The organism is Pseudomonas frederiksbergensis, from assembly GCF_000802155.2.
Taxonomy (GTDB): Bacteria; Pseudomonadota; Gammaproteobacteria; order Pseudomonadales; family Pseudomonadaceae; genus Aquipseudomonas; species Aquipseudomonas frederiksbergensis_A.
Map to the genome: position 1 here is coordinate 21459 of NZ_JQGJ02000025.1, position 13533 is coordinate 34991.

Below are 13533 nucleotides of genomic sequence, written 5' to 3' on the forward strand. Positions count from 1 at the left end.
GGTCTATTCCAGCAAGAGGTGACGGGCGAGCCCTTCGATGTAGTTTTCGTCCTGGCCATTGGGGTGAGCTTCAAAGGCCAGGTGCAGATATTCATGGGTCAGGTCGAGGCGGTCTTGCAGCGACAGCACGCCGCGCACGTAGATGCGTTGGCGCTCGCGGTCGACATACGGCCGGCCGAAGGCGACGCGGCACACCGCGAAGGCACTGATTTCGTTGTAGCCCACTTCGCTTTCCAGCCGTTGGCGCCAGCCACGTCGCTGCTTCAACAGCCAATCCTGCGCGGCGGGCAATGCTTCGCAGGAAGCCACGGGGTTGTCCCAACGACTGAGGCTGGCGCGCGGGTACGCATGCAGCAGGATCGCGTCGTAGCGTTGGCCGCTCTTGGCCTGCTCGACAGCCTGGGCCCAGGACAATTTGTCCGGACCGGGTTGATCGGAGTGGTAGGTGACATCGGTGCCAGCCAGGACCAGGTCGCTGGTCCACGCCGCGATGGCACGGTTTTCAGGCGCCGCCGGACGTGGCGCGACGCGCTGGCGATGGCTGCTGTCGTCGATGCTCAGGCAATCGCCATTGCGCTGGGCGTTCTGCAGCAGGTAGGTGCGAATTGCCACCGCCAATGCCTTGGCCGCTTCGGCGGGTTCGGCCTTGGCTTCGCGCTGCAACACCCGGGCGACGTATTCCTCCCGGTCCAGTCGCGCCACCAGCTTGCCGGGCAACAGGAACAGTTCGCCGTCGCTGTGGATGTCCAGTTGGTTGCCGTTGGTGAATTCGACGCGGTAGTCCCCGCGTAATTGACCCGGCGTGGCTGGGCGCTCGCCGGCCATCACTCGCTGCAACGGATAGCGGGCAAACAGGTCGACTTCCACGCAGCGCCCGGTTTCCGCCGGCCAGCGGGACGGCAGCGCCGTGGCCAGGCCATCGCCATATTTCTTCAGGACCTGCTGGCTGGTGCCGCGCCCACCGGCCCACACCGGCGTACCATCGACCAGCCAACCGGCGAAACCGCCCTGGCGCGACGAAGGTCCCTGATCACCCAGCCAGCTCCAGGTCTTGACCCGCAGGCGACTGCCCAACTGGCCGACCAAGCGGCCATCCGCCGCGCCAAGCACCACATCGAGCAGAACCCGTCGGGCCTGCTCCTGGGCCGGCAGCGTCGCCAACGCCTTGAGCAGCTCGGCCACCGGCACCTGCGTTTGCGGCTGCAAGGCCGGCAGGTCCGACAGCCATTTCGGCGCCTGACGCGCCTGCCAGTAATCCCGCCAGTTCGAGGCCGACAGCCCGAGCCGCTGCGGTTCGAAATACAGACCGCAGGACTTCACCAATGCCTGGTCGCGGCCAATGCTCTGCCCGGCGCTGCAGCAATAGACTTCTTCTTTCGACTCGCCGCGACATTCATAGACAGGTTCACGAGCATTGGTGTCCACCAGCCAGGCGTAGACAAACAGCTTCCACAGGCTGCCCAACGGTGCTTGCAAGGAATCGGGCAACGGCTGGCGATCCAGTACCTGGGTCTGGCTCACGCGCACCAGTTGACCGTCGAAAGCCAGGCGCAATGGCTCCTCCTGCGCTGTCGCCAGCGCAGGAATCAAGCACAACAACCACCAGCCCCAAGGCCTGCGCATGTCAGTTGACCGTCACCTGACCCAGCGCCGGTTTCTGTTCGCGCGCCTGGTTCTGTGGCGCGTAGACCTGAGTGAAACGCACCGGCGGCAAGGTGAACTGCCCCTTCTGGGAGAAGCGCACCAAGTGCCGCAGGCGCAGCTCGCCACTGAGGGCGTCCACGGGCACTGCGTAAGCCATATGGCCCGGCTCGAAGCGCGCCTTTTCCAGGGACGTCGGCTCGCTGTCGGCCTTGCCCATCAATTGGATGCCCCACGTGGTGCGCTCCACATCGGCGCCCGGCGGCAACGGTACTTCGAGCATGCCGTAGCGCAGCGGCGTCGCGGCCTTGCTGTTGATGATCACCTCATCCAGGTAGAGAGCGTCGCTGGACAACGGCTTGTTGCCCACGGCTTCGAGCTTGAAGATGAAGGCCTCGTCGCCCGGTACCAGGCGCGACAAGCGACGGGTAATGGACACGGCCATCGGCGCCGCGGGTGCTTGCTGGCTCTGGAAGCTCAGTGCCGCTTGCAACGGACGCTCCTGGGCGCCGGTCAGGGTCAGCTGCGTTGGAAGCTGCGCGCCCTGCCATTGCCAGTAGGTTTCACCGGTCGCACCTTGCTTGGCGACCCAGCCTTCGCCCGGCGCCAGGGCCACGGCCGGCGCGGCCTGTTCGATGCTGCGTTGCAACCATGTCAGGGCCAGGGCGCGCTCCAAGGTGGACTGTTGCGGCAGCACACGTTCCAACAGAGCCGTGGCGCGGGCCTGATCGAAGCCCTGAAGCGACAGCAGCAAAGCCTCGACGAACGGCTGCGAGCTCAGCTCCAGTTGCTGTTGCGCGGCGTCGGCCTGGCGGCTGAAGGCCGTGGGCAACGGCACCTTCGCCTGCTTGGCGAGGGACGCCGTCAGCACGCGGGCGCTGGCCAGGCCAAGGGCCGAATCCGGCGCGTACATGACCAGGCTGTCTTCACCGCTGTCCAGCACGCTTTCGGTGCTGTCTTCACTGGCTTTCGCCAGATCATCCATCAGCCCGCCGAGCAAGGTATTGACCGGCAACTGCATCTGCTTGGCGAACGACAGGATCAGCGCTCGCTGCAGCAGCGGCGTATCACCGGCCTGCTTGGCATAGACCTCCAACACCCGCTGCCAATGTTCCGGCGGCAGGTTCAGGTCCAGGGCCTTGCTGGCGTGCCAGTCGGCGTAATAGGCGTAGGCGGTGAGGAACGCGTCAGGCTCACCGTCCTGGCCCCACCAGGTGAAACTCGCCGAAGGCCCGGCCATCTGAACCAGGCGCAAGCGGCTGTTTTGCATGATCAACCGCAAGCGATCGCGGATCTGCGGGTTCGACGCCAGGGTCGGATACGCGATGCTCAACGGCAGCAAGCGGCTGGCGGTCTGCTCGACGCCGCCATAGGGATAGCTCAGCAACTCATCCAGGGCCGAACGGAACAGCGCTTGCGGGCTGTCATCCAGGCGCAAGCGGATATCGCTGGCGTCCGCCGGCAGGTTCAGCGGCGTGTCGCCGCTGGCCACGTCGAGGCGCTGGCTCTGGGTGACTTGCCAACCGTTGCCGCTGGCATTGAGGTGCAGGGCCAGGCTGTCCTGGGTTTCACCGTTCAGTTGCAATTGGACGCTCAAGTCGCCGCTGCTCAGTTCCAGCGCCGGCAACGCCACGTAGTTGATGCCATTTTTCAACTCCGCCACCACACGCTGTTCAGCGCCGGCGTAGCGGATCAGCAACTCGGCTTTCAACGGCTTCTCGGATTGGCTGAAAGCGAACAGGCCCAGTTGCGGCTTGTCGCCCATGCGGAAGCGAGTCGGGCCGCTCCACTTCAGGTACAGCGGTTTCTCCGAGGCGATGAATTGCTTCTTCTGGCCCACCTGGCCGTCGTCCGCAATCGCTTTCGCGGTGATGCGCCAGCGAGTCAGCGAGTCCGGCATCTTGAAGGTAAAGCGCGCCTTGCCGCTGGCGTCGGTCACCAGCTCCGGCTGCCAGGCGGCCGTGTCGACGTCTTCACGACGCGGCCGCTCCAGCACCTTGACCCCGCGCTCGCTGCGGTTGGCCTTGCCCGGTGCGCCAGGGCTGCCCGGCAACGCCACGTCGTAGCTGATGAACGACAGGCTGGCGCTGGTGCGCACGTTGTTACGGCGCGGGTGGTAGAAGAACTGATCGATGGTCGGCGCGACTTCCGGTTGCAGCGCGTAGACCATTTCATCGACGACGCTGACCGTCAGGTGCGCCGGGATCGCCTTGCCGGCGAACTGGGTACCCAGGTCGACGGTCACCGTGTCGCCAGGACGATAGGTGGCTTTGTCGGTGGTGATCGCTACGTCGATCTGCGGCGCAACGACCTTGATGCCGGCGTTCTGGAAGCTGTATTGGCCGCCCTTGGTGTACAGCACGGAGAAGGTCAGGTTCGGCGCGAAGTTATCCTTCACGGCGATGCGTGCGCGGTACTGGGTATCGCTGAGCTTCTCCATTTTCAGCCAGTCAGCGCCTTTGGAGAGCATCGCCGTGGCCTCGACCTTGTCCCGCTCCAGGGACAACAGTGCATCGTTGACCGGTTCCGGGAAGGTGATCAATGCCAAGGCTTCGTCACCGGTCTTGTATTCGGTTTTATCGAGGACGATTTCGACCGTGCCCGGAACAGCCTTGATGCCTTCGCCCGTCACTGCGTGGCTCGCCGCGCCGATGACCCGGCCATGATCGTCCTTGAGCGTCAGGTTGTAGGTGCCGGGGCGGTCGAAGGTCAGGCTGAAGCCATTGTCCTTGGCGGCGAGCTTGCCTTCGCCGGTGGTCTGGTCTTCCAGGCGCACCCAGGCATAGCTGCCCGGCGTCACGGCTTTGCTTTGTTCGTTGCCGCCTTCGTTGGCGTAGCTGAACGCGACTTTCTCACCCGCTGCGCTGAAACGTCGAGGTGCGCCCAGGCGGAAATTCGCCGCGCCGCGGTCGATGAGGATTTCCTTGGTGGTCTTGACCCGGTACGCCGCGCCATCGCTGGCGAACACGGTGAGGGTGTAGCGGCTCGGCTTGTCGGCGGCCGGCAGATCGAGCGTGGCGTTGCCCTTGTCATCGGTGGTCACTTCGCTGCTGGTCAGCTCCACCGGGAATTGCCCGAGGTATTGCAGCTCGTTATCGACCATCGACAGTTGCTGGGCCCGCAGGCTCAGGCTGACCTTAGCGTTCACCACCGGTTTGCCGTCCGGGTAGAGCAGCACCAGGTTGCCCTTGACCGGCTCGCCGGTGCGGTAATCCTGCTTGGCCAGGTTCAGCGCGATCTCGAAGTGCGGCTTGATGTATTCGGCGACGCGGAAGGCGCTGCTGTAGAGCTGGTCCTTGTAGCGCAAGCGCAGCTCATAGCCACCGGCCACGGCATTTTCCGGCAGTTGGAAACGGCCTTGTGTACCAGCCTTGGAATCGAGCTTCAGGGCCAGGGTTTGCAGCGCCGTGCCGGTGGCGTCGAGCACGCTGACGTTGACGTCGGCGGCGGTCGGTTGCACCGAATCGCGGGCGTTCTTGAACTCACGACCGACGATTTTCAACGACACCCAATCCCCCGGCCGATACAGCGGGCGATCGGTGAAGGCATAGAGCTTGGTGTCGTAGATTTCGCTGTCGTAATAGAAGTTCTCGGAGACGAATACCCCGCCCTCCTCGTCTTCACCAATGACGAACGAACGCTCCGGGCTGACGTGCTTGAGGCGCAGCAAGCCGTCTTCGTCGGTGGCACCGCTGCTCATCACGCCCAGGCCGTCGGTCCACAACACGTTGACCTTGGGCACCGAACGCCCTTCATGCTTGCGCGCGGCCCAGACCAGCAATTCGTCACCGGCAATCTTGCTCACGGCCACGGTGTTGGAGACGAAGACCATGGTGGTCGCGCGGTACTTGCCGATCAGCGCTTCCACCAGGTACAGCCCTGGCTTCAACTGGCCCAGCGGCACATAGACGTTGCCCGGCGCGACGCTGACGAACTGACTGGACGAACCGGCCAGGTTGACCCCGGCTGGCGGCTGGATCGGCTTGGCCTGCCACAACGGATAGCGGAACTGACTCACCACCGGCAGGCCCGGGATCAACGCGAATTGCGCCGGTGCGTCGTACGGCGTCGGCGCAACCAGGGCGTTGCCGATCTTCAGCTCCGGCACTTCCTCGGTGACCTGCTGGCGCGACTCGTAGGAGAACGCCCGCTGCATCACTCGACGGGACTTGCGGTACCAGTTGTCCCACAGGTACGCGAGGGTGTTGGACAAGCCTTCACCCTTGAACTGGCCATCGCTGACCACGCGATGCAGGTTCTTCTGGCGCTTGAGGAACTCCAGCGGTTTTTCGATGCGATAGACGCGGATATCGGCACCGCCGTAGGGCTCCATCCGGAACCGACGGTAATCGCGACCCGGGGCTTCAAGGCGGACCATGGCCTGCTCGTCGCTGGCAAAGCTGCTGTCGGCCAGCAGGAAAAAGCTTTCACCGGACACCGGCGTGTAGCCGCTGGCCTCCACCGTGTCTTCAGCATTCACCAGGGGCGCCAGCAACAGAGCGAACAGCAGGGGCAGTTTCGAACACAAGCGCAGCATGCGGGCACCGGTCATTGGGTGAGAAAGTTGAGTCGATAGACGCCGATGAAGTTGGGGTTGGCTGCGTCGGGTATCCATCGGGTGTCCTTCCAGTTCATGAGTTGTTGCAGGCTTGCGGAGCGCATGCCGTTGTCGGTTGGGGTGGTGGTGCCGGTGTGATAAGCGATGTAGCGGCCCATCCAGATCATCAGATGCTGGTCATCGCCCTGATCGAAGAACATCAGGTCGCCGGGGCGGGCCTGGGTGACATCCCGGCCCACCAGGCGGCTGTTGAACTGGATCAGCTTGATCGCGTTGACGTAGGGGCCGACCTTGCCGCCGCCCTGTTGCCATTGCTGGGCAAGGCGTCGTTGCTCATCGCTCAGCGGCAGTTCCGGCGGCAGGTAGCGATTGGACAGGCCATTGCTGCGCAACCATTTTTCGTCATGGACCTTCAGCGCTTCATTGGCCGCGAAACGCACAAGGCCGGCACAGTCCTGCTGGTACCAGCGCGGGCTCGGGCCTTTGGTCAGTTGTTCCTGGGCAATGCGCACGAACCAGGCGCGAAAGACCTGGGATTGCTGTGCATCCAGCGCCGGCGCCTCGACGGCAAGCGCCGGCCCGACGAGCAGCAGCGCCAGCAGCAACCCACACGCGCGCTTGCCGATCAGTCCTGTCACAGCGCTTTCCATTCCAGCGGCAGCCACTGCCAGTGGCCGTCCGGCTCGCTGCCTTCAGGCAATGTCAGGGCGTACTTGCCGTAGCCGCCGAGGGTGCGCAGCTTGGGGATCAGGTAGGTTTGCGCGGCGTTGTAGAACACCGGCTCCATGTCCTGGGGCAGGCTGTCGAGGGTTTCGCGCTGCATCAGTTGCGCCATGGACTCCGGGCCGAAGTAGACCGGCATCAGCAGGTCCTTGGGCACCACGTCGGCCATGGGCGGGAAACGTTTGTCGAGCGTGCCGAGGGCCTTGTCCACCAACTTGTCGTCGAGGGAGAACAGCAAGGTGGAACCGTGGCGCGCCAGGCTGACGCGCATGAACGCCTTGCCGGTGATCGCCTCGGGTTGCTCGGCTTCCTTGGCCGGATACGCACCGAAGTTGGAGCTGACCTGGCGTTGCCACTGGTGCATCGAACCTTCTTGCTTCTCCACTACCGGGAAGGCGTGTTCGGCAACGTTGTTTTCATAGGCGCCGACCATCGAACCGAACAGGTTGCCCAGGTCGGCGTCGAGCTTGCCGTCGTCTTCGTTCAGGCTCGCTACCAACAGCGGCGTATACAGCCGCGAATCAGCGTACCAGCACAGGCCCGCCGCGCCCGCCACATGATCGACCATGGCCTGGGCGGCTTTTTCCTCGGCGCCGAGTTTCACCAGCAACGGTTTCTGCTGTTCAGCGGCCAGGGGCAACGCTACGCAGGCGCTGGCGCCCATGGGCATGGCTTGCCAGATGGGCTTGAAGTCAAAGTCAGGCTGGTTCTCCACTTCGTCCATGGCCAGGAAGCTGTGCCAGCCCTTGTCATCCATGTCGAAGCGCAAGCCGGCGAAGTTCGGGATGAACCGCTGGTAACCCATGGCAAGCACGCTGGCGTTGACCGAGATGCGTTGCTTGACCTCTGGCGCCTTGGCCGTCAGGCCGAACGCTTCGGGGAACAGCTTTTCCCCGGCCAGCAGCGCCTCCAGGGCCTGGGTCGAGACCATGCCACGTTCGTCGGTAGGGCCATGGCCTGGGTCGTAGAGCTTGGTCGGGTTGGACAGCACGACCAGCTTGTCGCCATGGGAGGCGAAAACCAGGGATTTGCTGGCGTTATAGCTGAGCTGGTAGAGCGCAACTTCATCGCCGCTCACCTTCAAGTCACCCAGCTTGCTCAACTGGGTGTCATCCAGCGCGACTTTCGCCAGCGGCTCCAGCACCTTTGCCAACCCGCCGCGATCCATCACCAGCAAAAAATCCTTGAGACGGCCGTCCGCCCCGCGCCACAACGCCACGTCCGCCGGCTGGTCGAAAAGTTGCTCGATCAGGCTGTCCTGCAGCTTGAGGTCATGCTCGTAGATGATCCGGCGCAGGCTGCCGATCAAGCCCAGGCGGTCGGCATGGGCTTCGTAATAGAAAACGAAGTCTTCGGTGAGCGTGGCCTTGAGGAACGGCACCGCCAACAGATCCTTCGGCAACTGGCTCAGGGAATGGGCCTCGATCAAGCCGTCGGGACGACTCACGCCGAGTTTTTCCAACGCCAGCGCCATGGGCGGCGCCTTGGGCTTGGTCATGAACCAGCCCAACCCGCCGGCCGCCCCGGCCACCAGGCACAGCCCGAGCAGAATCACCGGCCAGCGGCGTGCAGGTTTGGCGACAGGTGTCGGCGTGGTCGGGGAAGCAGTGTTGTCGCTCATATTCACAAGGGCCTATTCATCCGTGGAGCGGAGTACTTAATAGTTGAACGTCTTGACCAGCAACAGATCGCCAATGGCGCGCAGGGGCACGACAAAGGTCTCGCGTTTTTCATCGACTGTGTTTTCGTTGAGCACCAGGTTGATCTGCGAGGTGATCACCTCGTTCTGGTTGCTGGTTTCATCGAAGTTGTAGCCGCCGCTGCCGTAGTTGCCCCAATAATTCACGTAGACCAGGTAGGTGCCATGCATCGGCGCGGTCATGGTGAACATCTCGGGGCCGGGACCATCGACGCCGTCCGGGTCGAGGCCACCGCCGTTACTCAGGGCAGGCTGGCCGAAAAAGGCATGTTGGCCGTCGGGTGTGACGATATGCAGGTCGAGTTCGGCCTTGGGGTCGTCCCAGCCCAGCACCACGCGGATCTGAGCCGGGGTGCGCAGGTTGTTGGCTTCGTAGAATTGCACTCGCTTGAGGGATTGGCCTTCGGAGCTGCGCACCTCGACGCTGTTGGAGCCGGCGCCAAATGCATACGGCCGGGCGAAACGCCCCTCGTCATCGGTGTAGAGATTCAGCGGATTGCCGTTGACCGCCAGGCTGTGGGGCTGGCGCGCCGTGCCCATGGCCTTGAGCCGGCCTTCGATCATGGTGCGGTTGCGCTGGATGCCGCGATCGATGGGCGGCGTCGGGTAGGCGACCTGGGGGTTTTCCGTGCGATCGAGCAAGCCGTGGTAACGCCAGCCGCCGACCGGCTCCGACATTTCAGCGGAAGGCCCGGCCCACGCCTGCGGCGCGCCGAGCAACACGATCAATAAAGAAAGAAAACGCACGTATGCCTCCTGCCATGCACGACGCAACCCGGCGCTGATCCTCAGCGCGCTTGTCATTATTCAGGTTTCGTCTGAAGGCCCCGTCGCAAGGGGGCCGTAGATGGCGCGAAGAGTATCGATTTGACAGTTTTTTCACAATCGGGGAACGCGCGATTCTGTGTGGGAAATCACGTACTGAGGGGGGCGTGAGCCGAATAGAGGATTTATTCGGCTCACGAAATGAGCCGAATAGCGCTATTATTCGGCTCATTCGTCTTGAAGAGCAGTTGCAGCGGTTTGTCGACTGGTTCGAGGCGAGCCGTCATCAGACCGACCTCGACCCGTTGTTGCGAGCCGGCATCACTCATTTCTGGTTTGTCACCCTGCACCCATTCGACGATGGCAATGGTCGCCTGACCCGCACCCTGACCGACCTGGCACTGGCCCAGGGCGAGGCCCAGGCGATCCGCTTCTACGCCATGTCCGTAAGCATCCTGGATGACCGCGCCGGTTATTACCGAATCCTTGAAAACAGCCAGAAGGCCACGCTGGATATCACCGCCTGGCTGACCTGGTTTCTGCAAACGCTGTTGCGCAGCCTGCATACAGCGATGGCGCAAATCGAAAGCGTGCTGGGCAAGACACGGTTCTGGCAGGCCCATCGCGCCTCAGCTTTCACCTCTGAACAGACCAAAGTGCTTAACCGGCTACTCGATAGAGGTGAAAAAGGGTTCGAACAGGGGATCAGTGCCGCTCAATACCAGGCCGTGGCCAAGGTCTCAAAGGCGACGGCAACGCGACACCTGGCGGAGTTGCTGGAAAAAGGCTGCCTGGCGCGGATGCCCGGTGGCGGACGCAGTACCCGGTACAGAATCAACTATCCCGCTGATTGAGATCATCTGCGGCGAGGGGATTTATCCCCTTGCCACAGGTTCCGACATCCTTGCTGATCGGGGTGACGCCCGGCGGTCCTGATTTGCCCGAACACCCCATGTCTGCTAGTGTCGCGCCGGTTTAACAGTCAACCGGAATAGCCGCCATGGCCCGCAAAAAAGCTGCAATGGATTTCGAACAATCTCTGGCCGACCTGCAAACGCTGGTCGAGCGCCTGGAGAACGGCGAATTGTCGCTGGAAGACTCGCTGACCGCCTTCGAGCAGGGTATCGGCTTGACTCGCGACTGCCAGGCAGCGCTGGCCCAGGCCGAACAGAAGGTGCAGTTGTTGCTCGAACGCGACGGCGAGCTGACCGAAGAGCCTTTCGATGCGGAACAGCCTGAATGATCGGCGCGTATCAGGCCAGCAGCCAGGCCCGGGTCAATGCTGCCCTGGATACCTTGTTCAGCGCCCCGGGCCCGGAACTGGCGCGCCTGTACGAAGCCATGCGCTACAGCGTGATGAACGGAGGCAAACGCGTGCGCCCGCTGCTGGCCTATGCCGCGTGCGAAGCCTTGGGCGGCCAGGCCGAACAGGCCAACGGCGCAGCCTGCGCGGTCGAGCTGATCCATGCTTACTCTTTGGTGCATGACGATCTGCCGGCCATGGATGACGACGACCTGCGTCGCGGCCAGCCAACGACCCACAAGAAATTCGACGAAGCCTGCGCGATCCTGGCCGGCGACGGCTTGCAGAGCCTGGCTTTCAGCGCCCTGCTGGACCCGGCCCTGAGCGATTGCCCAGCACAGGTTCGCCTGGATATGGTCAACGCCCTGGCATTGGCGGCAGGCCCGGCCGGAATGGTCGGCGGCCAGGCCATCGACCTCGGCTCGGTGGGTTTGAAGCTTGATCAAGATGCGCTGGAATACATGCACCGGCACAAGACCGGCGCCTTGATCGAAGCCAGCGTCCGGCTCGGCGCCCTGGCCAGCGGCCGGGCCACGCCCGCACAACTGCAAGCCTTGCAGACCTATGCCCGGGCCATCGGCCTGGCATTCCAGGTGCAGGACGACATCCTCGACGTCGAAAGCGATACCCAGACCCTGGGCAAGCGCCAGGGCGCCGACGTCGCCCGCGACAAGCCGACCTATCCGGCCCTGCTGGGTCTTGACGCCGCCAAGGCCTACGCCCTGGAATTGCGCGACCAGGCGCTGGACGCGCTGCGACCGTTTGACGCGGCAGCCGAGCCGTTGCGCGACCTGGCGCGGTATATCGTCGAACGACGCAGTTGATACACGGTCAACCCATTTAAGTGCGTATCGGCCAACTTCCGGCCGACGCGTGGGCAGCTTGCGATGCATAAGGTAAACTGCCGCCTCTTTTATACCTATAACGATTCGCCTGATGCCCACGACGTTCCAAGAGATTCCCCGCACACGCCCGGCCACGCCCCTGCTGGACCGCGCCAACACGCCGGACGGCCTGCGTCGCCTGGGTGAAGCCGAGCTGGAGACCCTGGCCGATGAGTTGCGCCTGGAACTGCTCTACACGGTCGGCCAGACCGGTGGGCATTTCGGCGCGGGCCTGGGCGTCATCGAGCTGACCATCGCGCTGCATTATGTGTTCGACACCCCTGACGACCGGCTGGTGTGGGACGTCGGCCACCAGGCGTATCCGCATAAAATCCTCACCGGTCGTCGCGACCGCATGGGCACGTTGCGCCAGAAGGACGGCATCGCTGCCTTCCCGCGCCGCTCCGAGAGTGAATACGACACCTTTGGCGTCGGCCACTCCAGCACCTCCATCAGCGCCGCCCTGGGCATGGCGATTGCCGCCCGGCTGCAAAACAGCGAGCGCAAGGCGATTGCCGTGATCGGCGACGGCGCACTGACCGCTGGCATGGCCTTCGAGGCGCTCAATCACGCGCCGGAAGTCGATGCCAACATGCTGGTGATCCTCAACGACAACGACATGTCGATCTCGCGCAACGTTGGCGGGCTGTCCAACTACCTGGCGAAGATCCTCTCCAGCCGCACCTACGCCAGCATGCGCGAAGGCAGCAAGAAAGTGCTGTCGCGCTTGCCCGGCGCCTGGGAAATCGCCCGCCGCACCGAAGAATATGCCAAGGGCATGCTGGTCCCCGGCACGCTGTTCGAGGAACTGGGCTGGAACTACATCGGCCCCATCGACGGCCATGACCTGCCCACGCTGATCGCCACCCTGCGCAACATGCGCGACCTCAAGGGCCCGCAGTTCCTGCACGTGGTCACCAAGAAAGGCAAAGGCTTCGCCCCGGCGGAAGTCGACCCGATCGGCTACCACGCCATCACCAAGCTCGAACCCCTGGACGCCCCGGCCGCCGCGCCGAAAAAGGCCGGCGGGCCGAAGTATTCCGGCGTGTTCGGCCAATGGCTGTGCGACATGGCCGCCGCCGACCCGCGCCTGGTGGGCATCACCCCGGCGATGAAGGAAGGCTCGGACCTGGTGGCGTTCAGTGAACGCTATCCGCAGCGCTATTTCGACGTGGCGATTGCCGAACAACATGCCGTGACGCTTGCGGCCGGCATGGCCTGCGAAGGCGCCAAGCCCGTGGTGGCGATCTATTCGACGTTCCTGCAACGCGCCTACGACCAATTGATTCATGACGTGGCGGTGCAGAACCTCGATGTGCTGTTCGCCATCGACCGTGCCGGCCTGGTGGGCGAAGACGGCCCGACCCACGCCGGCAGCTTCGATTTGTCTTACCTGCGTTGCATTCCCGGCATGCTGGTGATGACGCCAAGCGATGAAAACGAACTGCGCAAGATGCTCACCACCGGCCACCTGTTCGATGGTCCGGCGGCGGTGCGCTACCCGCGCGGCACCGGCCCGAACGCGACGATCGAGGCTGGCCTCGAACCCATCGAGATCGGCAAGGGCGTGATCCGCCGCCAAGGCAAGCAAACCGCCTTGCTGGTGTTCGGCGTGCAACTGGCCGAAGCCCTGAAAGTCGCCGAGAAACTCGATGCCACCGTGGTCGACATGCGCTTCGTCAAACCCCTGGACGAAGCCCTGGTACGCGAGATCGCCGGCAGCCATGAGCTGCTGGTGACCGTCGAAGAAAACGCCATCATGGGCGGTGCCGGCGCAGCGGTCAGCGAATTCCTGGCGCGGGAGAACATCCTCAGGTCAGTGCTGCACCTTGGGCTGCCGGATATCTACGTCGAACACGCCAAGCCAGCGCAGATGCTGGCCGAATGCGGGCTGGACGAAGTGGGGATCGAAGCGGCGGTGCGGCTGCGGTTGCAGCTGTTGGGCCTGTAAGCCCAGCCA

Annotated in this window: 9 protein-coding genes; 4 read left to right on the forward strand and 5 right to left on the reverse strand. The window is 63.7% G+C overall.

Annotated features, from left to right (window positions below; genetic code table 11):
• Window positions 1-3: 3 nt before the first annotated feature.
• From JZ00_RS26855 to JZ00_RS26875, 5 genes are read right to left on the reverse strand one after another with little or no spacing between them, the layout of a single operon-like run.
• Window positions 4-1623, reverse strand: a complete 1620-nt coding sequence (locus tag JZ00_RS26855) for a DUF2300 domain-containing protein (RefSeq protein ID WP_039594252.1) — start codon at window positions 1621-1623, stop codon at window positions 4-6.
• 1 nt (window position 1624) lies between these two features.
• Window positions 1625-6193 (reverse strand): alpha-2-macroglobulin family protein, encoded by a 4569-nt coding sequence (locus tag JZ00_RS26860; protein ID WP_082112133.1) that lies wholly within the window; start codon window positions 6191-6193, stop codon window positions 1625-1627.
• The gene (locus JZ00_RS26865; protein ID WP_039594253.1) at window positions 6190-6849 is read right to left on the reverse strand and encodes a DUF1175 domain-containing protein; all 660 of its coding nucleotides are present in this window, start codon (window positions 6847-6849) and stop codon (window positions 6190-6192) included. The genes JZ00_RS26860 and JZ00_RS26865 overlap by 4 nt, the downstream gene beginning before the upstream one ends.
• Window positions 6834-8543: a DUF2138 domain-containing protein gene (locus tag JZ00_RS26870; RefSeq protein ID WP_039594254.1), complete on the reverse strand. Its 1710-nt coding sequence runs from the start codon at window positions 8541-8543 to the stop codon at window positions 6834-6836. Before JZ00_RS26870 ends, JZ00_RS26865 begins: the two co-directional genes overlap by 16 nt.
• A 36-nt stretch (window positions 8544-8579) precedes the next feature.
• On the reverse strand, window positions 8580-9368 hold the full coding sequence (locus JZ00_RS26875) for a YfaP family protein (protein ID WP_039594255.1): 789 nt from the start codon (window positions 9366-9368) through the stop codon (window positions 8580-8582).
• A gap of 194 nt (window positions 9369-9562) precedes the next feature.
• Between JZ00_RS26875 and JZ00_RS26880 the strand changes: the two genes are divergently transcribed.
• The 4 genes from JZ00_RS26880 to dxs all read left to right on the forward strand — a co-directional run bounded on the left by JZ00_RS26880 (window position 9563) and on the right by dxs (window position 13524).
• Window positions 9563-10240 (forward strand): Fic family protein, encoded by a 678-nt coding sequence (locus tag JZ00_RS26880; RefSeq protein ID WP_268794931.1) that lies wholly within the window; start codon window positions 9563-9565, stop codon window positions 10238-10240.
• A gap of 146 nt (window positions 10241-10386) precedes the next feature.
• Window positions 10387-10629 carry an exodeoxyribonuclease VII small subunit gene (locus JZ00_RS26885; protein WP_039594256.1) on the forward strand — a complete coding sequence of 81 codons (243 nt, stop codon included), beginning with the start codon at window positions 10387-10389 and terminating at the stop codon, window positions 10627-10629.
• A complete protein-coding gene (gene ispA / locus JZ00_RS26890; RefSeq protein WP_039594257.1) occupies window positions 10626-11513 on the forward strand; it encodes a (2E,6E)-farnesyl diphosphate synthase in 888 nt (295 codons plus the stop codon). Before JZ00_RS26885 ends, ispA begins: the two co-directional genes overlap by 4 nt.
• A gap of 112 nt (window positions 11514-11625) precedes the next feature.
• Window positions 11626-13524 carry a 1-deoxy-D-xylulose-5-phosphate synthase gene (dxs, locus tag JZ00_RS26895; protein WP_039594258.1) on the forward strand — a complete coding sequence of 633 codons (1899 nt, stop codon included), beginning with the start codon at window positions 11626-11628 and terminating at the stop codon, window positions 13522-13524.
• The last annotated feature ends 9 nt before the right edge of the window (window positions 13525-13533 follow it).